The sequence below is a fragment of the Halomonas sp. AOP30-A1-24 genome (assembly GCF_052378165.1).
Taxonomy (GTDB): domain Bacteria; phylum Pseudomonadota; class Gammaproteobacteria; order Pseudomonadales; family Halomonadaceae; genus Vreelandella; species Vreelandella citrativorans.
In genome coordinates this window covers 84816-103594 of sequence record NZ_JBQSXL010000010.1, presented here as the reverse complement: position 1 = coordinate 103594, position 18779 = coordinate 84816, and the positions used below count along the sequence as shown (strand labels likewise).

The following is an 18779-nucleotide window of genomic DNA, read 5'->3' as shown; positions in this document are numbered from 1 at the left end:
CAAGAGGTTTTAAGTGATGAAAACAACAAATATCCGTCGCCAAGCGCTGTTTGCGTTAACAGGTGTCTCACTATTAGCCGCTGCGGTCTCTGCCCAAGCCGATAACTGGAGGGGATGGAATATACACCCGGACGGTTACCCCAACACGGTAGCGCTTGAAGCCTTTGCTGAAGCGGTTACAGAACAAACGGAAGGACGTGTCTCGCCACGTGTCTACAATAATGCTGTATTAGGTGATCAGTCCGACGCGATTGAACAAACACGTAATGGCGCTCTGGACTTTGCCAACTTCAATATGGGCCCTATGGGTCCAATCGTTAAGGAAACGAACGTTTTCTCGCTGCCTTTTCTGTTTACCGATGTAGATCATATGCACACGGTGATGGATGGCGAGATTGGCCAGCGATTTGCTGATGCGTTGGAAGAGAAAGGTCTGGTGGTGCTTTCCTGGTTCGATTCAGGTGCCAGAAGCATCTACAACACCAAACACCCGATCAATACCCCAGAAGATGTCCAGGGCTTAAAGGTCCGGGTCATGAACAATGATCTCTACGTTGAGATGATGGAGGCACTTGGCGGCAATGCAACGCCAATGGCGTATGGCGAGGTCTACCAAAGCTTAACGACCGGTGTTCTGGACGGCGCTGAAAATAACTACCCTTCCTTTGAATCAAGTAACCACTACGAAGCGGCGGAATACTACTCGTTAACTGAGCATTTGATTATTCCTGAGTGTTTGTGTGTTGCTAAAGCAAGCTGGGAGAAGTTATCTGAAGAAGACAAGGCCATTGTACGTGAAGAAGCGATGAATGCTTCCGCCATGCAGCGTGAATTGTGGGTCGAAAGCTCTGAAGAGAGCCGTCAGATTATCCTCGATTACGGCGTGGAAGTTAATGAAGTAGAAGACAAAGCAGCGTTCCAGACACTGATGGAGCCCATGTACGAAAACTTTATCGCCAACAACCCCGGTACTGGAGAACTGATTGAGGAAATCAGAGCCGCACAATAATTTTCTTGCTGGCTTCCTTTCGGCGGCTTAATGCCGCCGAAAGATTAAAAGGAAATGTGCCGTGAGTATAGAACTCGAAACACCCAGCAGCAGGAAAAACACGACAAAAGGCGGCTCTCTGGATCGTGTATTAAACGGCATGGCTGAGCTATGCGTGCTTTTAGCAGGTGTCATGCTGGTTATTCTTATTGCCACGTTCGGCTGGCTGGTCTTCGGGCGTTATGTGCTTAACGATACGCCAACCTGGGTGGAGCAAACTTCTTTGGTGTTAGTGGTGTATATCACCTGCTTAGGCGCCGCAGCTGGCGTTAGATATCATAGCCATCTGAATATCGACTTTGTGCGTGAGAGCTTCCCTCCTTTTCTGCGCGCATTACTGCACCACATCTCGGACCTTTTCATCCTTGTGTTTGGTGGTTTTATGGCGGTTCAGGGTTGGAATTTGGTCATGACAAACCTGGAAAGAGCCATCCCAATGATTGGTCTTTCTGAAAGTTGGCGTGCAGCCCCTTTGGTGATCTGTGGTGTGCTGATCATGCTGTTTTCAGGGGCAGATATAGTTCAACGATTACTGTCTCGTAACGTTGAGAGGACATAAACCATGGGGCTGATGCTACTGTTTGGAATTTTCTTTCTCGGCCTTGTTGCAGGTGCGCCGGTCGCTTTTGCCGTTGGGCTGGCTGCTGTCGCTACATTTATGTATGAAGGGCTGCCGTTGTTTGTCGCCTTTCAGCGTATTCTTTCGGGAATTTCCGTCTTTTCACTATTGGCAATTCCTTTCTTTATTTTTGCCGGTGAGCTCATGCTTCACGGAGGCATTTCCACGCGCCTTGTACGCTTGGCTTCGGCCATGGTTGGGAAAGTACGTGGTGGCTTGGGAATGGTTAACATCAGTTCTTCCATGCTGTTTGGCGGTATTTCAGGCTCAGCCGTTGCCGACACCTCTGCATTAGGCTCAATACTTATCCCGGTGATGAAAGAGAAAGGCTATGACGCTGACTACGCTGTCAACGTAACGGTCACTTCTTCGGTGGCGGGTGTCGTGATTCCGCCCAGCCATAATATGATTCTCTATGCCGTAGCAGCAGGGGGCGGTATTTCCGTTACCCAGCTGTTTATCGCGGGGATTGTTCCTGGTATCTTGATGTGCCTCAGCTTGGCCGTAGCTGCTTATATTGTGGCCGTTAAGCGTGGCTATAAAGGCGAAGCATTTCCCGGCTGGCAAGCCTTATTACTTAGTTTAGTGGCCTCGCTGCCGGGTTTAATGACTGCTGTTATTATTGTGGGCGGTGTTCTTTCGGGCATTTTGACCGTAACGGAGTCCGGGGCCTTTGGCGCGATCTACGCCATTATTGTGACCGGGCTTGTCTATCGTGAGCTTAGGTGGGCGTCCTTCAAGGCAGCCGTTATTCAGTCGGTTAAAACCACATCATTGGTCATGATTTTGGTGGGCTGCGCATCGGCTTTTTCTTACCTGCTGGCGCTCTATAACGTACCTGAAATTCTGACCACCGGACTGATGACGATTTCAGACAAGCCTGTCGTGATTTTTTTAATGCTTAACCTGATTCTTCTGGTGCTAGGCATGATCATGGATATGGCAGCCTTGATTCTGATTTGCACGCCTATCTTCTTGCCGGTCGCCATGCAGTTTGGGATGGATCCTATCCAATTCGGCATCATCCTGATGATGAACCTTGGGCTGGGGTTATGTACACCTCCCGTTGGCGCGTGTCTTTTTGTAGGTTGTGTGATCGGAAAAATTAAAATTGAACAGGCGGTCCGCACCATTTGGCCGTTCTTTCTGGCGCTGTTTGTGGCGCTAATGCTGGTGACTTACATCCCGGCGGTTTCATTAACGCTACCTGGCCTTTTTAGATAATGCCACGACAGGAAAACCAGCCATGAGAATAGAATCGGTCAAGACTCATATTCTGGATCACAAGCTTGAAACAGCGTTTGAAAGTGCTTCGATGTCATTCACACGCCGCCAGCACTGTCTGGTCGAAGTCATTTGTGAAGACGGCACCGTTGGATGGGGTGAGTGCTTAGGGCCTGCCAAGCCTAATGCTGCCATTGTTCAGTTATACGCTCAAACACTGATTGGCGAAGACCCGCTGCAAACCGAGAAAGTGTGGCTCAACCTTTATAACCGTCTCCGTGATCAGGGCCAGCGTGGCTTAACCATGACGGCATTGAGTGGTATCGATATTGCGCTGTGGGACATCAAGGGCAAGCACTTTGACGTACCTGTTTCCACTCTGCTTGGCGGTCGGTTCCGTGAATCTGTGCGTGCTTATGCCACCGGCTCGTTTTGCCGTGAGGGAGTTGAGCGTATCAGTGACGTTGCGGCGGAAGTGGCACGCTATCGCCATGAAGGCTTTCACGCCGTCAAGATCAAGATCGGCTTCGACGTTGAAGAAGACCTGAAAGTGATAGAGGCGGTGCGGGAGTCAATCGGGCCGGATGTGCGGTTAATGATTGATGCAAATCACGGCTACGACTACCTGGAAGCTATTGAAGTAGGCCAGCGTGCGGCAGCGTTTGGTGTCGACTGGTTTGAAGAGCCGGTACTCCCGGAGCAAATCGACACGTATGCCGCCGTAAGGGCAGGGCAGCCTATTCCCGTGGCTAGCGGAGAGAACTGGCACGGGCGTTACGCTATGCATGAGCCGCTGGCGCGTAGGGCTGTCGACATCGTACAGCCGGATATTTGCGGCGTGGGTGGCTTTAGCGAAATTCGTCGGGTGGCGGATATGGCCGCCATGCACGGCGTAAGGCTAGTGCCACACGTTTGGGGCACTGCAGTGTGTTTGGCGGCCAGCCTTCAGTTTATGGCAGCACTCGCGCCTAACCCACCGCGGCGAAAACCGCTTGAACCGATTATGGAGTTTGACCGAACTGAAAATCCGTTTCGTCAGGCGGTGGTACAAACGCCGGTTGAGCATCAACACGGCGTGATGAGCGTACCGGATGGTCCAGGATTAGGCATTGATATTAATCGTGAGGCGTTAAACACGTATGCATTAAAGGAAAGGCAGAGTACGGGTGCAGTTGATGAATAGCTAATAATTCGGTTCTAAATGTACTTCTATCTAATAACGAACGCTATTAAGCAGCTGCTTAATAGCGTTCGTTATCTATCTGTCTATTCATTAAAAGTAGAGAATAAAATATTAGACTAATGGAGTGATGCAGGCGCTTTGATTAGGCTATACGCTATCAAACATAATATGTATTACTAATAATGCATCAGATTTCTTTAGCGTATTGGAGACTAAATGAACATCTTTATCCGATATTTCGCGGGTATGATAATGCTAATGCTGTCAATAACAGCGCATTCAAATACACCCAGTAACCAGCTTATTATTGCATTGAAAATGAATAATATACTGTCGCTGGACCCTGCTGCGGCTACGGGTAACGATGTTGCCTTTGTTAATGCCAACCTTTATGACACGCTAATTGAACTGGATCCTCATGATCCAACCATCATCCTGCCTTCGATCGCTAGTGACTGGGAAGTAGCCGGCGATGATATGTCGATTCTGTTCACTCTAAACGACGATATTCACTTCCATTCAGGTAACGCACTCACTGCTGAAGATGTAGTTTGGACGCTGGAGCGTATCCTAAACCTTAATTTAGCGCTTGCAACAACGTGGAAAGCCTTGGGCTATACCCAAGAGAATATTTCCGACTTGGTTAACCAGGTTAGCGAGTACGAAGTCGAACTCAAGTTTCCGCGTAAGCTTGATCCAAAGCTGGTGATATATACGCTGGCGACGAGTCCCAGTGCTTTTATCCTTGATAAAAAGCACGTTCTTGAACATGAGCATGAAGATGACCTTGGGCATCGCTGGTTAACTACTAACTCTGCAGGTAGTGGTGCTTTTATCCTGGAGCAATGGATTCCCCAGGACAGAATTATCATGACCAGAAATAGCCAATACTGGGGTGGCGAGCCCATCATGGAACGCGTAGTAATGCGTAATCTAAAAGAGTCACAAACGATGCGTTTGATGATCGAGCGCGGTGACATCGATGTAGCCATCGGCATGTCGGTTCCTGATATTCGCTCGCTGGAAAGTGCCGAGAATGTAGATATCCAAACGACTCAGCGTGGCACCCTCTATTACGTCGCCGTTAGTATGCATAACGATATTCTAGCTAATAAAGAGGTTCGAAAGGCGATTAGAGGCACCATTAATTACGAGGGTATCAATAACAGTATTATGCCCTACTATGGAGTTTTTCATCAGCGCCCGATAAAACTTGGCCTGCCGGCTACCTTGCCGGAACCCATGTATTCAGTATCACCTGAGGAAGCTCGCGAGTTACTTCAAAGTGCGGGTTACGAAAATGGGTTTAGCACTACGATACGAGCACTTAATGAGTCTCCTTTTATTAATGCAGCTATCAACTTACAAAATAGTTTAAAGCGTATAGGAATAGATGCAGAAATTATTAGCGGATCGGGTAATCAAGTATACGGTGCGATGCGAGATCGCCGCTTTGATATTATCGTAGGGCGAGGAGGCGGCGGTTTTGCACCGCATCCAGACTCTAATCTTACCCCACTGCTTCTGAATCCGGATAATTCAGATGAAGCGAAGCTCACCAATTTTCAGGGTTGGCGTACTGGTTATCAGAATGATCGTATCAATGAATTAATTTTAGGCGCAGTTTCTGAAGCTGACAGTGATATACAAAATAGCCTTTACGAAGAAGTTCAATCCATCTATGAGGAAGAGGTTGGTGCCTTGTTCCCTTTCTCTCAAATGGTCAATACGGTAGCCGTTAGAAGTGAAGTGGAAGGGTATATAGATGATCCTGCCGCGATGACCCGCTTACGATCAGTTACCAAAAGAGGTGAGTAACCGACTTTATTTCTACTTTAAAACGGAGCATATAATAATGATAAGATCACGTTGGTTCGGCGCGTCTAAAAAGTTAGGTGTTATCTTTATAATCCTGTTTGGCCTTTTAACAATGACATTTGTTATTGGGCGGCTAATGCCAATTGATCCCGTCTTGGCGGTCGTTGGCCCGGATGCCGATTCATCGACGTATGAACAGGTTTTTCAGCAAATGGGGCTGGATCGACCTATCTGGATTCAGTACTTCTATTACCTCCAGGATATGCTTTCGGGTGATTTCGGCTATGCCATTTTAACAGGAAGCCCTGTTATCAACGATATTATTCGGGTGTTGCCTGCCACGATAGAGCTAGCCTCTGTAGCTATCATATTTGGTGTAGGGCTTGGGGTTCCCTTGGGTGTGTATGCGGCAACACATAGAGGTCAATTGGGTGATCATTTAACGCGGATTATCACCCTTTTTGGGTATTCGACTCCTGTGTTCTGGGTCGGCATGGTGGGATTAATCATCTTTTACGCGTGGCTTAATTGGGCCGGCGCGGCTGGAAGGATCGGGTTTGCTTATGATGGGATGTTCGAAAGCTATACCGGATTTTATCTCATAGACACCCTTCTTTCTGGCAACGTAGAGGCCTTTGTTAGCGCTCTACGACATATTGCCTTGCCCGCTGCGATTCTTGGCTTGAACTCCGTCTCTTTTATTGGACGAATGACGCGCAGCTTCATGCTAGAGCAGCTCTCCCAAGAGTATGTGAAAACGGCCCGTGTGAAGGGACTTTCTGAACATAGTGTTATCTGGAAGCACGCGTTTAAAAACATTCTGGTTCAGTTGCTGACAATAGTAGCGCTTGCTTATGGGGGATTGCTGGAGGGTGCGGTACTTATTGAAACCGTATTTGCCTGGCCTGGTTTTGGACAATATTTAACTGACAGCCTCTTAATGGGCGATATGAATGCTGTCATGGCCTCAGTTCTTTTCATTGGACTTGTATTTGTTTTCTTGAATTTATTATCAGACGTCCTATACAAGCTGTTCGATCCGAGGACTAAATAATGAGAAATGCTGAAACAATAAATAACGCGGATTACTCAATGGGCCTTCGGTCTAACGTTGCACCGACCAGAGCAACGTTGTTTATTAAATCGTTTAAAAAGCTTTGTAAAAATCCGCTGAGCGCTTCCGGGGTCGTTATTGTCGCCTTGCTACTCATTCTTGCTATAGCAGCTCCCCTGATAGCCACACATGACCCGCTTCAGCAGGATTTATTGCGCACGCTATCACCACCTTCCATGGCTCATTGGTTTGGCACGGATGAGTACGGAAGAGATATCTTCAGTCGTCTTGTTTATGGCTCTCGGGTAACTCTGTATATCGTCTTTTTGGTCACTATTATTGTGGGCCCTATTGGCTTATTTATAGGCACTATGTCCGGTTATTTTGGTGGCTGGATTGACAGTACTTTTATGCGTGTTACGGATATTTTTATCTCGTTCCCAAGTCTGGTGTTAGCACTGGCTTTTGTGGCGGCCTTGGGGCCAGGGCTTGAACATGCGGTTATCGCAATAGCACTCACTTCGTGGCCTCCGGTCGCGCGCCTTGCACGGGCAGAAACGCTTACGTTAAGAAACTCAGACTACGTTGTGGCAGCTCAGTTACAAGGGGCCTCGTCGTCTCGCATACTCGTACATTACATCTCCTTGATGTGCCTGCCCTCCTTGATTGTTCGTTTAACCATGAATATGGCAACAGTCATCCTGACGGCTGCAGCGCTCGGCTTTCTAGGGCTAGGGGCGCAGCCGCCGCTACCCGAGTGGGGCGCGATGATATCGACAGGGCGTAGTTATATGCTTGAGAGCTGGTGGCTCGTTGCTTTCCCGGGCGCCGCTATCATGCTTGTCAGCTTGGCGTTCAATTTATTGGGTGACGGCCTGCGTGACCTTCTAGACCCACGGACAGAGTGAGATACCCATGGATGTATTAACGGTTGAAAAACTGAACGTCTCTTTTCGTACCGATGAGGGCTTAAAGCACGCGGTTCGCGACGTATCTTTTACGCTTAAAAATGAAAAGTTGGCCATTGTTGGCGAGTCAGGCTCAGGAAAGTCGACAGTTGGGAAAGCCATACTGAAGCTGAACCCGCCGTCTTCAATCGTCACGGCTGACAAGCTCCAGTTTAAAGATTGCAATATTTTAACCTGCGATGATAAGCAAATACGCTCCATACGGGGCCAGCATATCTCAATGATTATGCAGGATCCTAAATTTTCGCTAAACCCAGTCATAACAGTGGGCGACCAGATTTCAGAGGCATTAAGAGTTCATCAGAATATAACCCGGCATGAAGCTAAAAGGGCCGCCATAAAAATGCTCCATGAGGTGAGTATTTCAGATCCTGAGCATGTGTATAGTCAGTATCCCCATGAAATATCCGGAGGCATGGGGCAGCGGGTAATGATTGCGATGATGGTAATACCCGAGCCAGATATTATTATCGCAGATGAACCAACATCGGCATTGGATGTGTCAGTTCAGCAGGATGTGCTTAACATATTAAATGAGCTCGTAGAAAGGAAAAATATCAGCCTGATATTTGTAAGCCATGACCTGAATCTGGTGAAAAAGTTTTGTGATCGCGTTTTGGTGATGTATGAAGGAAAAGTGGTTGAATCTATACAGGCCAATGAGCTTTCTAATGCAACGCATCCCTATACAAGAGGACTGATGGAGTCGCTTCCTAGCCTCAAGCATCGGCGTGACGTACTGCCGGTGCTGTCTAGAGACCAACAATGGCTTGCTTAGGAGTAGCTCAATGATTGCTATTGATTCGTTATCGTTCGATATCTCAAGCCTTACAAAATCAAAGCGTATTTTAAGTGACATTAACCTTAATATTGAGCGCGGTGAGTCGTTTGGCTTGGTAGGGGAGTCGGGGTCGGGAAAAACCAGCATTCTTAAGTGCTTGGCGGGCCAGTTTCAAGGCTGGGAGGGGACCATTCATGTACAGGGTAAATCGATTGCCAAAGCATCTTTGAAAGAGCGAAGCAATACCATGCAAATGGTATTTCAGGACCCCTATGGTGCTTTACACCCTCGGCACACCATTCGAAAAATTTTAAATGAACCGCTGGTGATTAAAGGCTTGCCCAATAAAGAGGAGAGGATTGTTGAGGCATTGGAGCAGGTGGGGCTTAATGAAACATTTTTATCTCGCTACCCCCACCAGATATCAGGTGGCCAACGGCAGCGGGTGGCGATAGCCAGAGCCATCATACTGGATCCTGACATTATTCTGCTGGATGAGCCTACTTCAGCGTTGGATGTTTCTGTCCAGGCCGAGATACTTAATCTTTTAGCAACCTTGCGCACCCGTCATCAGTTAACGTATCTCATGGTGTCACACGATCTTGGCGTTATTGCTCATCTTTGCGATCGTGTTGCCGTGATGAAGGGGGGAGAGGTGGTCGAGGTCGTTTCCAGAGAAGAGCTGATGGACGGAAATATAGCGCATCCCTATACGCAAAGCCTTTTACAGCATGCTTTTAACCGCGAATAAGGCTCTGGTTCAATAGAAAGTAAAGGTGGGAGGGCCCACCTTTATGTTTAACGTGATTTACCGTTGAGATTGAAACAACTCTGCATTGAACGTTCTGACAAAAAAGAACACAGCGCCAAGGCTTACCGCACTACTGTTGGTCTTCTTTATCTAACCTGCTCATCCAGCCAGTCGAAAGCAGCATCTTGCATATCGGCCGTGAACGTATGTGCTTTGTCTTGCCATACGCGGGTAGTGAGGCCTTCACTTTCTCCGTAGGCATCCCATACGCTGTGCATTTTCGCCATGGCCGCTTGTACGGCGCTGGTGGGAAACAGTGGACCTTCTCCTCCGACATAAACCAGCATCGGCTTGAGTGCTGATAGCGCCGCCACATCCGGAAAGTCTAGCAGGCTCAATAATCCAGGATGTAACATTGTAAAAGCCGACTGACCGCGCAACTGATTATTGCCCGGGAGCATAACTCTTTGCTTTCTGCCATCCACCCATCGACGACGGTGGCTCTAATCTCGGGTGACAACGTCGTTGCTATTAGCGTTCTCATCTTGTCTCCTCAAGCCCGGTCGGTAACGCCAGTTCTGATGGGCTTGGTATGGCACCGGTCTGTACCATCCATTCAGCTAACAAGTTAGGCCAGCCTGCTACCGGCTTACCCTGTGCTCCCCCTATGCCGAAACCATGGCCTCCGTCACGGAAGATATGTAGCTCCGCCTTAACGCCTGCTTCATGAAGTGCAGTATAAAAAGCAACGGCGTTGGCTGGTGATACGGAGGGGGCGTCGTCGGCCATTACCAAAAACGTTTCAGGTGCATCCGTACTGACGTGCTCTTCAGGAGAGTAATCACTTTTTTGCTGCGGCGTTGGGTTATCACCAAGCAGAGCAGAGCGTGAGCCTTTATGAACGCCGTTATCCTGCATTGTCACCACCGGGTAAACCAGGGCTACAAAATCGGGGCGGGCTGAGATAACGTGTGCCTCGTTGTCCTCTTCATAAGTGGTCCGGTCATAGCCAGTAGCGAGCGATGCACCCAAGTGGCCTGCGGCGGAGAAGCCCAGAAACCCAATGCGATCAGGATTCAGCCCCCACTCATCAGCATGTCCACGCACTAGACGCATCGCGCGCTGAGCATCGGCAAGCGGCGCATCCGCGCGGTCAGTGTGTCCCTCGCCAGGCAGGCGGTAGGCAAGTAGGAAGCTGGTGACGCCCAGAGGCGCCAGTGCTTTGGCAATTTCAATCCCTTCCTTGTCGAGAACCACACGCCTATAAGAGCCGCCCGGGGCGATAATGATGGAGGTGCCGTTGGGGTTTTCTGGAACCCAAGCCGTTAGGCTTGGTTCAGCAATGCCTGTAAGGGCTCGGTCAGCCCTAAACAAGTTTTTGGAGCGCTCATCAATGGTTGGTGTGAGGTCAGCGGGTGTTCCCGCGGGCCGCTCGTCCCAAAGCGGTAGAACCGCTTCATGCTGTAAAACATCGGCCATAGCTCCCTCCTGTGCTCATAAAACCGCACAAGGCTAACGCCACCAGTCATGCGGATAAATGTAGTGTTTGTTTTTACATGGTTGATAAACCATTTAATGCGTCATGCGATCATTGTTTTTATAAAAAAAGAGTGTCTGCTGCTATGGGGAGCAAGAGACACTCAGCGCTAGTTTTACTGATTGAACACTAACCGTTGTAGAGCCAAGGCACGTGCACGCTGTTCGCTCTCAGTATTGGCTTCTTGTTGAAGCAGGGCCCTGATCTCAGCGAGCGTTACTTCATCAAAAGGCTGCGCCATTGCTGACGTGTTTTCTTCCTGAATGAACCAGTTGTCATCGCTGATATCGCCGTGAACGCTATCGGGGTAATCGCTTTCGCTTTCCATATGCAGCGATACGTTGCCCGCTAACTGAGCAGATTCTAACTGATCACCATAGGGGCTTTGGCGAACAATAAAGTTGAAGCGCTTATTGTCGATAGCCACGTTATCAACGATGGACAAAGCGCCCGAGTTGAAGTTATCGGTGAAGCCATCCATACCATTATTGAATGAAAGGTTATTTTTCACGGTGTGAGCAACAGGAAGGCCTTCGCCGCCCAACTTGAAGCCATTACCCAGGTTGCCGCCTGTTTGCTGGGTGTTAAAGGTCTGGCCATTATTAAACGCAATGGAGTTGGTAATGGTTACGGCGCCGTTAGGGCCATCCTCTACTTTGTTGAACAGGTCCCAGCCATCGTCGATATTGTGGTGCGAGATGCAATAATCGAACGAGTTGCCTTCACCGATACGCATCTTGGCGGCAAAGCCGTCGGCGTTGATGCCGGATGCGTCCTCGTTGTTATAGCTTTCGCTATAGCGCACCGTGTTATGGCTGGCCCACAGGGCGCGGCCAACGTCGGAGGGCGAGGTAATCTGAAAGCCGGTGTCCGGGGCGCTGTGGGTCACGATATGTTCGAAAACGTTATGGCTGCCGTGAATAATCAAACGCTCGCCCGCGACTTCAAGATGATCCAACTGCCAGTAATTAGCGTTATGCGACACCATACCGGTGAAGCGCACCTCAGCGTTTTCGCCGGAAAGCCGCTTTAACGCGTCTGGTGTGCCGCTGGCGGTCAGCGGAATTTCAATGGCGCCATACTCGCCGTCGGCCAAATGAATGGTGCCCCCTGGCGCGACCAGCGAGATAGCCGATTCCAGGTCTAACGGATTGTCTAGGTCGCCTGGCTGCCCTGCGCGCCCGTCCGGTGATACGTGAAGGTTGTAGGGGTCTGCAACGTCTATCAATTCAAGCATTAGGGTCGTGTGCTGGGGGTGGGTATCAGGCCCTTCGGAAGGCACGAAGGTAACGTTTAGCTCGGTGGGCTCTTTAACCTCAAGCGGAAAATGAAACAGTTGACCGGCTTCTACTTCTAGTGACTCGCCAAGCGCCTCTCCATCCTTGGCTAAGCTGAAAGTACCTGCGTAGTTGGCCAGTGCCTGCAGCGTATAATCCGATGTTGTCACGAGGCTGGGTGAGGCGATTGACCACACGAGCGGCGCTTCTAGCGCCTGATATTCAGCAGCTTGCTGGGTGTCGGCATCAGACAGCTCAATGGTGATATCGGAAACGTTGAGCCGGGCATTGCGCGAGGCAAAAAAACCTATGGACTGGTGCTCTGGGTCCTGTACCTCGACCAGGTTGGCGGGCGCCTCGATCAGCTCATGGCGGTAGATCTCATCGCCATCCTCCAGGGTAACGCTGAAATGTTCATCGCTGCGTGCAAGGCTCATGCGGTAGGTGTGTTCGCTGCCGTGGGGTATACCTTCGGCATAGTCTTCCTTGCTCAGCAGATTACCCGGGTTTCCCCACGGGTCCTGAATACCCTCGCGGTATACCGCCGTTGCATTTGCCAGCCCATCGTTCTCCCGCGTATGCGAGCGCATCAAGTTCATGACCATATTGGAGGCAGCTGGAAATTCCTCATGGCCAGCAGGTTGGGGGTTAGCGCGTGGCGCTCCCACTACATCACGAACGATAATGCCTGCACCTTCCTGACGGTTGGGTGTTGCCCCTGTTTCCGGGCCTAACTGCTCTAGTGTAAGCGTTGCTGTGAGCACGAAGTTTTTATCAGTGGGCAACGTCGTGTAATAGAAGGTACCGCCTTCATGCGAGTTGGCGAGCTTCCCGCCTCGGCTCTCAATTGTCACGTTATCAAGCAGGGCACCCGAGGAGACTGGTTCGCCATTGTGGGTCACCTCATTGGTGCCGACTTTCTCAGGCAGAATAGTGGAGCCAAAATTTAAATCCGTTGACTGGCCAAAGGTGACGCTCTGCCAAACAAGTTCGGAAGCGTCATCGGCGTGCACAAGCGAGATGCCCAAGGCGGGTGTTATAACGGTCAAGGCAAGCGAGGCTATCTTTCTCATGAGTAAACCTTATGTTCTTTATGATTGTTCTAAAAAGACTGGCCACAGCCCGAGAAAGGACGATGACGCTGAAAATTCGTCAAAAGATAATACATAGTACGTTTTGAGCTACAAATTAGCTAAAAGTATGACAGCACTAAAACAAAGATATGAATGTAGCTTTAACGTATCTCGACCCAGTCCGGGCTTTGGCCAACAGGCAGGCGATTAACTAACTGCAAATAGCCGGTCTCGCTATCTATTCGATAACTCGCAATATGATGGGAAAACTGTCCGGCGGCGATGAGATAGTGACCACAAGCAGTAATGGCAAAGCCACGGGGGCGGTTCTCCGTCTCAAAATACTTTTCAAAGTGGATTGTGCCATCTGATTGCAGATTAAAGAGGTGCAGCGTTGAGGTGGCTTTTTCAGAGGCATACAGAAAGCGAGCATCCGGAGTAATATGAATATCCGCTGCTTGAAATGCCTCTTGCTGATCAGGTAAGTACGCCGTTTGCAGGTGGTTTAAACCTTCTGCACCATAACGGACGACGTTAACTGTGCCGTTACGTTCGCCAATGATGTACGCAATAGGCTGGGTAGGGTGATAGGTAATATGCCTTGGTCCAGTGCCCTCTGAGAGCATAAGCTCATCAATACATTGAGCCGGAAACGAGGCAGCGCTACCGGAAGACCGTGATTCCCATTGCCATTGATATATAACGTCTTTGCCAAGGCCCGTAGCTAGAATAGTCTTGTTGTCTGGCGCCATGCGCAGCATATGCGCATTCACAATTTCTTGAATCTGATGGGGCTTTACCGCTATACGGTTATCTTGCTGTATGTCAAAAACGCTGACGTGATGATCGATAAAAGATGCGCTTAACAAGTGCGTATCATCAGTGTCTGTCTGGATATAGGCAAGATTGGTTTCAACAGGCGTGTTACCTAAGTGCTGTAGACCGCCTTTGGCATCAATCGTGAAGCTGGCAATAAAAAACGGTTCTCCTCGGGAAACGGCATAGAGTGTATTACGCGCACGCGATATGGCAAGTGGCATGGCTCCACCCGGTTTTTTAAGCCCTGGAAGACGTGTGTGCGTAACGTATTCAAGTGTTCCGGTTGCTAATGATAGGCTGGCGGTATATAGCTCTCCGCTTAGCGCACAGCCTATATATAACGCTTGTTTTTTATCGATCATCGTGGCTTTTTGGTTCATGTTGACTGTCCTTTACGATAGCTTAAAACGATACGCTTGAATTCGTCATCTGCGCTGATCTTCGGTCTTCGTATATTCATACCATTGTCTATATTGTTGTCGGCAGTGTGTTTCTCTAATATTAAACATATTATGTATGACTTTAAGAAGCCATGCCAAATGTAAAAATACGCTATATACGAGGGGCCAAGGCACGATGAAAATCGAATCCATATCCGTAGACGTTATCCGCTATGAATCCAAATTAGCCCGAGACAGTGCGGGTCACGCCCATGCTGGAAAGCCCAGCGAAGCGCAAATTGCCATGCTCTCCGTGACAGCCGAAGACGGCGCCAAGGGGTACGCTTTTGCACCCAAAGAATTGATCCGCCCTTACATTGTTGAAAACTACTTTAAGAAGGCGGCTATCGGTAAGCCTGTGCATGCGCGGGAGCTTATCTGGCAGGATCTCTGGTTGCGCCAACGGGGTAGTGGAGCACAGCTAACAGACCGTGCCATGGCTGTTCTAGATCAAGCGCTTTGGGATCTGGCGGGTCGCCAGTTGAATGTACCTGTCTATCAGCTGTTGGGCGGTGCCCGGGACAAGGTAAAGGCTTATGCCAGCACCATGTGTGGGGATGAAACGCAAGGGGGACTCTCCACGCCTGAAGAGTACGCCCAGTTTGCGGAATCCCTGGTCGCGCGTGGTTATCAAGGCATCAAGCTACACACCTGGATGCCGCCGGTTAGCTTTGCGCCTAGCGTCGAAATGGATATTCGTGCTTGTGAAGCCGTCCGGGAAGCAGTAGGGCCCAACGTGGCACTCATGCTGGATGGTTACCATTGGTACAACCGACTGGATGCCTTGAAAATCGGCCGCGCGCTTTCGCGTCTGAACTTCGCTTGGTTTGAAGAACCGATGCCTGAAGATTCCATGGAGTCCTACCGCTGGCTGACCCAGCAGGTGGATGTGCCGGTTATCGGCCCGGAAACCATTGGTGGCAAGCATCAAAGCCGTGCCAGCTGGGTTCAGCACAATGCCTGCGACATCCTGCGTGCAGGTGTCGCCAATGGTGGGGGTATCACGCCTTGCATCAAGGCGGCCCATCTGGCCGAGGCGTTCGGCATGGACTGCGAAATTCACGGCAACGGCGCGCCGAACCTGGCGGTCGTGGGTGCTATAACCAATTGCCAGTGGTACGAGCGCGGCCTATTGCACCCGCATATGGATTACGACGAGGCGCCTGCTTACTTGAACGTCATTGTCGATGAAATGGATGCACAAGGCTTCGTTCACCTGCCCGACCGACCGGGCCTGGGTGAAAGCATCAATTTTGATTACATCAAAAATAATACGCTAGAGAGCTACTAATTTGGTTAACGGGCCGGGTTAGTTCACCGCGTATATTTCAAAGCACCAGCTTTATAACTATCCGGCAACGCCGATGTTCCAATAATAAAGTGATAAGGGGTTCTTATGAGTGTCGATGTCTGGGTAATATTAATTTACCTTGTCTTTCTAGTAGTCATTGGTTGGGTGTTTAAAAACTTCAATGCTAATACCAGTGACTACTTCCGCGGTGGCGGTAACATGCTGTGGTGGTTGGTAGGTTCAACCGCCTTCATGACACAGTTCTCAGCCTGGACATTTACAGGTGCCGCTTCTCAGGCCTATATGAGTGGCTTTGCGATCATATTTCTTTTCATGGCCAACGCTGCCGGTTATTTCCTTAACTATGTGTATTTTGCGCCGCGTTTTCGGCAGCTGCGCGTGGTCACCGCTGCAGAAGCGCTGAAGATGCGCTATGGCAAACCCAGTGAGCAAACCTTTATTTGGTTTAGTATGTTTGATGGGTTGGTATCCGCAGCAACCTGGTTAAGTGCTCTGGCAATCATTACTTCGGCGGTGTTTAACGTTCCGCTTGAAACCGTTATTTTGTTAACCGGTATTGCCGTAGTAGCAATGTCAGTAACGGGCGGTGCCTGGGCGGTGGTTGCCTCCGACTATGTTCAAATGCTGATCATTATGTCGGTTACCTTTGTTTGCTTTATCGTTGCCTGGGGGAATACAGAAAGCATAGGCCATGTTGTATCCAGCTATGACGGTGAGTTTTTGACAGGAAGTGGCTATGGCTATGCATGGCTGTTTGGATTTTGGGTATTCATGTTAATTATTAAGCAAATATTCATGATGAATAACACGCTTAATGGTTATCGCTATATTTGCGCCAAAAACAGTAAGAATGCTCGCTATGGTGCTCTGTTTACCCTTTGTCTTGCTTTGATTGGGCCCATTATATGGTTTTTCCCTGCATGGTTTATGCATGCTTACAGCCCGGACTTCACAGATAACTTCGCTATGTTGGGCGCTAAGGCCAATGAGGCTGTCTTTGTCGGCTTCGTTAGTGAATATATGCCGGCAGGTATGTTGGGACTGCTGATGGCTGCAATGTTTGCTGCTAGTATGTCTTCAATGGACTCAGGCTTGAACCGTAACGCAGGCTTCTTTGTACGGAACTTCTATCTACCTGTTATAAAGCCCCATGCTACCGAGAAAGAGATGATGCGTGTCTCACGCTTTGTCACCCTCAGTTTCGGTGTGATCATTATCGGTATCAGCCTGTTTATCAACTCGCTAAAAAGTATGAGCCTGTTTGATATCTTGTTAACGGCAAGCGCGTTGATTACCTTCCCGATTACCATTCCTGCCATGTTGGGTATGATTATTCGCAAGACACCAGACTGGTCTGGCTGGGGAACGCTCGTAGTGGGCTGTATGGTTTCTTATGTTATTGGCGCATGGCTATCGCCAGAGTTCGTTAATAATGTAATGGGAATGGATATTACTGACCGTGAGTGGTCTGATTTCCGCGTCTCATTTGCTATCGGTGCACATGTCGTAATAACTGGTGGTTTCTTCATGTTGAGTACACTTTTTTACAAACCTGAAGCGCAATCAGACGAGCGAGCAGATGAACGCGCGGAAATGTGGCAGCGTTGGGAAACGCCGGTAGAGAGTACCGAAGAAGATCCAGCTTCCGATGCAATTGATTATGCCCAGAAAATTGTGCTGGGTCGTTTAATTCTCATTGGCAGCATCATGGTGATGGGCTTGTCATTACTTCCCAACTCGATGGATGGACGCCTAATCATGCTCTTGTGCGGAGGGATACTGTTGGTTCCTGCGGTTCTGATGCTTATCTCGGCGCGTGCCAGTAAGCGAGCTATGCATAAAGCGGAATTGAAGACTCAAACCGCTTAATAACAGTGACCCACAACAAAGCACTCTCTTGATGCAGGTACAGGCGTAGGGAGAGTGCTTAATGAAACATAATACATTATAAGTGTTATGTATAGGGTGCGCGCAAGTTCACACCATGTGAAGAATTTTTAGCGTGCGATAACAATAAGTGCTTAACCGAGAAGGCTATTTATGAAAAATACAAAGTTAGTTAATGGGGTGGCAGTACTTGCAGCAATGTTTTGTAGTCTTGGTCATGCAGGCACAACGACCATAGCAACAAAATATGAACAGACCTTTAGAGATAATCAGGATTATAAGGTCAAGTTTGGTATTGGGCATGTATTCGATAATAAAATATCACTTGGCTTTGAGCACCAACGTCGCTGGCGCGATGAGATAAGTGGATCACCTGAGTTAGCTGAGAATTTATTTGGTCTTGGCTATACCTATGCACTGGATGAAGATAAACGATGGACACTTCAGCCAAAGATTGAATACAAGTTTAACCCAGGTCAGGAAATGGCTCGTCCAATGCTCAGGTTAAACTATCGTATTAATGATGCTTTGCGGATTGGTACACGCTACCGCTATGAATATCAGACGTATAAAGAAGGTAACGGGCCAAGGTCGCGAGCCAATCGATTTGACGGATATATCAATTATGCTCTGACGGACCAAATTGGTCTGGCTTGGAACACTAGCTACGCCTATATGCTTGGTGGTGATAATCGTATGTATACAGGGTCCCGTGACCGTTGGGAGCATGAGTTTAGCGTTGGTTATCGCATCAATCGAGCCAATGCGCTTGCTATAACCTATAAGCGTAAAGATGAAATACGCGAAGGGGCATCTAGTAATGCTGGAAAACATAATGATGCTGCCCAGCTAACGTATAGCTTCCGATTCTAAACACCCGTTATGGGTAATATAAGCAGGAGCGTTCAGGCTTGCATAAAACAGATGCAGGTTGAGGTGGTTTAAAAACATTGATTCCGCTTCTGCTTCCCTCTATAGTTGTGTGATG

At 49.0% G+C, this 18779-nt stretch carries 16 protein-coding genes; 12 read left to right on the top strand and 4 right to left on the bottom strand.

Annotated elements, in window-relative coordinates; genetic code table 11:
- Positions 1-16 precede the first annotated feature (16 nt).
- The 9 genes from ACT3TJ_RS07880 (at position 17) to ACT3TJ_RS07840 (ending at position 9446) form a co-directional block, all read left to right on the top strand.
- A complete protein-coding gene (locus ACT3TJ_RS07880) occupies positions 17-1009 on the top strand; it encodes a TRAP transporter substrate-binding protein (protein WP_441678548.1) in 993 nt (330 codons plus the stop codon).
- A gap of 61 nt (positions 1010-1070) precedes the next feature.
- Positions 1071-1607, top strand: a complete 537-nt coding sequence (locus tag ACT3TJ_RS07875; protein WP_441678546.1) for a TRAP transporter small permease — start codon at positions 1071-1073, stop codon at positions 1605-1607.
- A 3-nt stretch (positions 1608-1610) separates the two neighbouring features.
- Positions 1611-2891 (top strand): TRAP transporter large permease, encoded by a 1281-nt coding sequence (locus tag ACT3TJ_RS07870; RefSeq protein ID WP_444622096.1) that lies wholly within the window; start codon positions 1611-1613, stop codon positions 2889-2891.
- 22 nt (positions 2892-2913) lie between these two features.
- On the top strand, positions 2914-4074 hold the full coding sequence (locus tag ACT3TJ_RS07865) for a mandelate racemase/muconate lactonizing enzyme family protein (protein ID WP_444622095.1): 1161 nt from the start codon (positions 2914-2916) through the stop codon (positions 4072-4074).
- Between the two features lie 216 nt (positions 4075-4290).
- A complete protein-coding gene (locus tag ACT3TJ_RS07860; RefSeq protein ID WP_444622094.1) occupies positions 4291-5892 on the top strand; it encodes an ABC transporter substrate-binding protein in 1602 nt (533 codons plus the stop codon).
- Positions 5893-5929: 37 nt separating this feature from the next.
- Complete coding sequence (locus ACT3TJ_RS07855) at positions 5930-6946, top strand: ABC transporter permease (protein WP_444622093.1); 1017 nt, start codon at positions 5930-5932, stop codon at positions 6944-6946.
- A gap of 38 nt (positions 6947-6984) precedes the next feature.
- Positions 6985-7854, top strand: coding sequence for a nickel transporter permease (gene nikC, locus ACT3TJ_RS07850; protein ID WP_444622092.1), 870 nt, complete (start codon positions 6985-6987; stop codon positions 7852-7854).
- Between the two features lie 7 nt (positions 7855-7861).
- The gene (locus tag ACT3TJ_RS07845) at positions 7862-8692 is read left to right on the top strand and encodes an ABC transporter ATP-binding protein (RefSeq protein ID WP_444622091.1); all 831 of its coding nucleotides are present in this window, start codon (positions 7862-7864) and stop codon (positions 8690-8692) included.
- Between the two features lie 10 nt (positions 8693-8702).
- Positions 8703-9446 carry an ABC transporter ATP-binding protein gene (locus tag ACT3TJ_RS07840; protein ID WP_444622090.1) on the top strand — a complete coding sequence of 248 codons (744 nt, stop codon included), beginning with the start codon at positions 8703-8705 and terminating at the stop codon, positions 9444-9446.
- Positions 9447-9592: 146 nt separating this feature from the next.
- On the opposite strand, the gene ACT3TJ_RS07835 is transcribed toward ACT3TJ_RS07840, so the two are convergent.
- From ACT3TJ_RS07835 to ACT3TJ_RS07820, 4 genes are all read right to left on the bottom strand, one after another.
- A complete protein-coding gene (locus tag ACT3TJ_RS07835) occupies positions 9593-9862 on the bottom strand; it encodes a hypothetical protein (protein ID WP_444665555.1) in 270 nt (89 codons plus the stop codon).
- 124 nt (positions 9863-9986) lie between these two features.
- On the bottom strand, positions 9987-10925 hold the full coding sequence (locus ACT3TJ_RS07830) for an alpha/beta hydrolase (RefSeq protein ID WP_444622088.1): 939 nt from the start codon (positions 10923-10925) through the stop codon (positions 9987-9989).
- Between the two features lie 173 nt (positions 10926-11098).
- A complete protein-coding gene (locus ACT3TJ_RS07825) occupies positions 11099-13333 on the bottom strand; it encodes a right-handed parallel beta-helix repeat-containing protein (RefSeq protein ID WP_444622087.1) in 2235 nt (744 codons plus the stop codon).
- Positions 13334-13494: 161 nt separating this feature from the next.
- Positions 13495-14532 carry a lactonase family protein gene (locus tag ACT3TJ_RS07820; protein ID WP_444622086.1) on the bottom strand — a complete coding sequence of 346 codons (1038 nt, stop codon included), beginning with the start codon at positions 14530-14532 and terminating at the stop codon, positions 13495-13497.
- A 196-nt stretch (positions 14533-14728) separates the two neighbouring features.
- Between ACT3TJ_RS07820 and ACT3TJ_RS07815 the strand changes: the two genes are divergently transcribed.
- From ACT3TJ_RS07815 to ACT3TJ_RS07805, 3 genes are all read left to right on the top strand, one after another.
- On the top strand, positions 14729-15883 hold the full coding sequence (locus ACT3TJ_RS07815; RefSeq protein WP_444622085.1) for a mandelate racemase family protein: 1155 nt from the start codon (positions 14729-14731) through the stop codon (positions 15881-15883).
- A 105-nt stretch (positions 15884-15988) separates the two neighbouring features.
- Positions 15989-17773, top strand: coding sequence for a sodium:solute symporter family transporter (locus ACT3TJ_RS07810; protein WP_441678521.1), 1785 nt, complete (start codon positions 15989-15991; stop codon positions 17771-17773).
- A 171-nt stretch (positions 17774-17944) separates the two neighbouring features.
- The gene (locus tag ACT3TJ_RS07805; RefSeq protein WP_441678519.1) at positions 17945-18664 is read left to right on the top strand and encodes an oligogalacturonate-specific porin KdgM family protein; all 720 of its coding nucleotides are present in this window, start codon (positions 17945-17947) and stop codon (positions 18662-18664) included.
- The last annotated feature ends 115 nt before the right edge of the window (positions 18665-18779 follow it).

Bases quoted from the DNA above. Each gene is read 5' to 3' on its own strand.
- ACT3TJ_RS07855 (WP_444622093.1), top strand. From the start codon at position 5,930: ATGATAAGATCACGTTGGTTCGGCGCGTCTAAAAAGTTAGGTGTTATC.
- ACT3TJ_RS07835 (WP_444665555.1), bottom strand. From the start codon at position 9,862: ATGTTACATCCTGGATTATTGAGCCTGCTAGACTTTCCGGATGTGGCG.
- ACT3TJ_RS07860 (WP_444622094.1), top strand. From the start codon at position 4,291: ATGAACATCTTTATCCGATATTTCGCGGGTATGATAATGCTAATGCTG.
- ACT3TJ_RS07865 (WP_444622095.1), top strand. From the start codon at position 2,914: ATGAGAATAGAATCGGTCAAGACTCATATTCTGGATCACAAGCTTGAA.
- ACT3TJ_RS07810 (WP_441678521.1), top strand. From the start codon at position 15,989: ATGAGTGTCGATGTCTGGGTAATATTAATTTACCTTGTCTTTCTAGTA.
- ACT3TJ_RS07815 (WP_444622085.1), top strand. From the start codon at position 14,729: ATGAAAATCGAATCCATATCCGTAGACGTTATCCGCTATGAATCCAAA.
- ACT3TJ_RS07825 (WP_444622087.1), bottom strand. From the start codon at position 13,333: ATGAGAAAGATAGCCTCGCTTGCCTTGACCGTTATAACACCCGCCTTG.
- ACT3TJ_RS07805 (WP_441678519.1), top strand. From the start codon at position 17,945: ATGAAAAATACAAAGTTAGTTAATGGGGTGGCAGTACTTGCAGCAATG.
- ACT3TJ_RS07845 (WP_444622091.1), top strand. From the start codon at position 7,862: ATGGATGTATTAACGGTTGAAAAACTGAACGTCTCTTTTCGTACCGAT.
- ACT3TJ_RS07830 (WP_444622088.1), bottom strand. From the start codon at position 10,925: ATGGCCGATGTTTTACAGCATGAAGCGGTTCTACCGCTTTGGGACGAG.
- nikC (WP_444622092.1), top strand. From the start codon at position 6,985: ATGGGCCTTCGGTCTAACGTTGCACCGACCAGAGCAACGTTGTTTATT.
- ACT3TJ_RS07880 (WP_441678548.1), top strand. From the start codon at position 17: ATGAAAACAACAAATATCCGTCGCCAAGCGCTGTTTGCGTTAACAGGT.
- ACT3TJ_RS07840 (WP_444622090.1), top strand. From the start codon at position 8,703: ATGATTGCTATTGATTCGTTATCGTTCGATATCTCAAGCCTTACAAAA.
- ACT3TJ_RS07870 (WP_444622096.1), top strand. From the start codon at position 1,611: ATGGGGCTGATGCTACTGTTTGGAATTTTCTTTCTCGGCCTTGTTGCA.
- ACT3TJ_RS07820 (WP_444622086.1), bottom strand. From the start codon at position 14,532: ATGAACCAAAAAGCCACGATGATCGATAAAAAACAAGCGTTATATATA.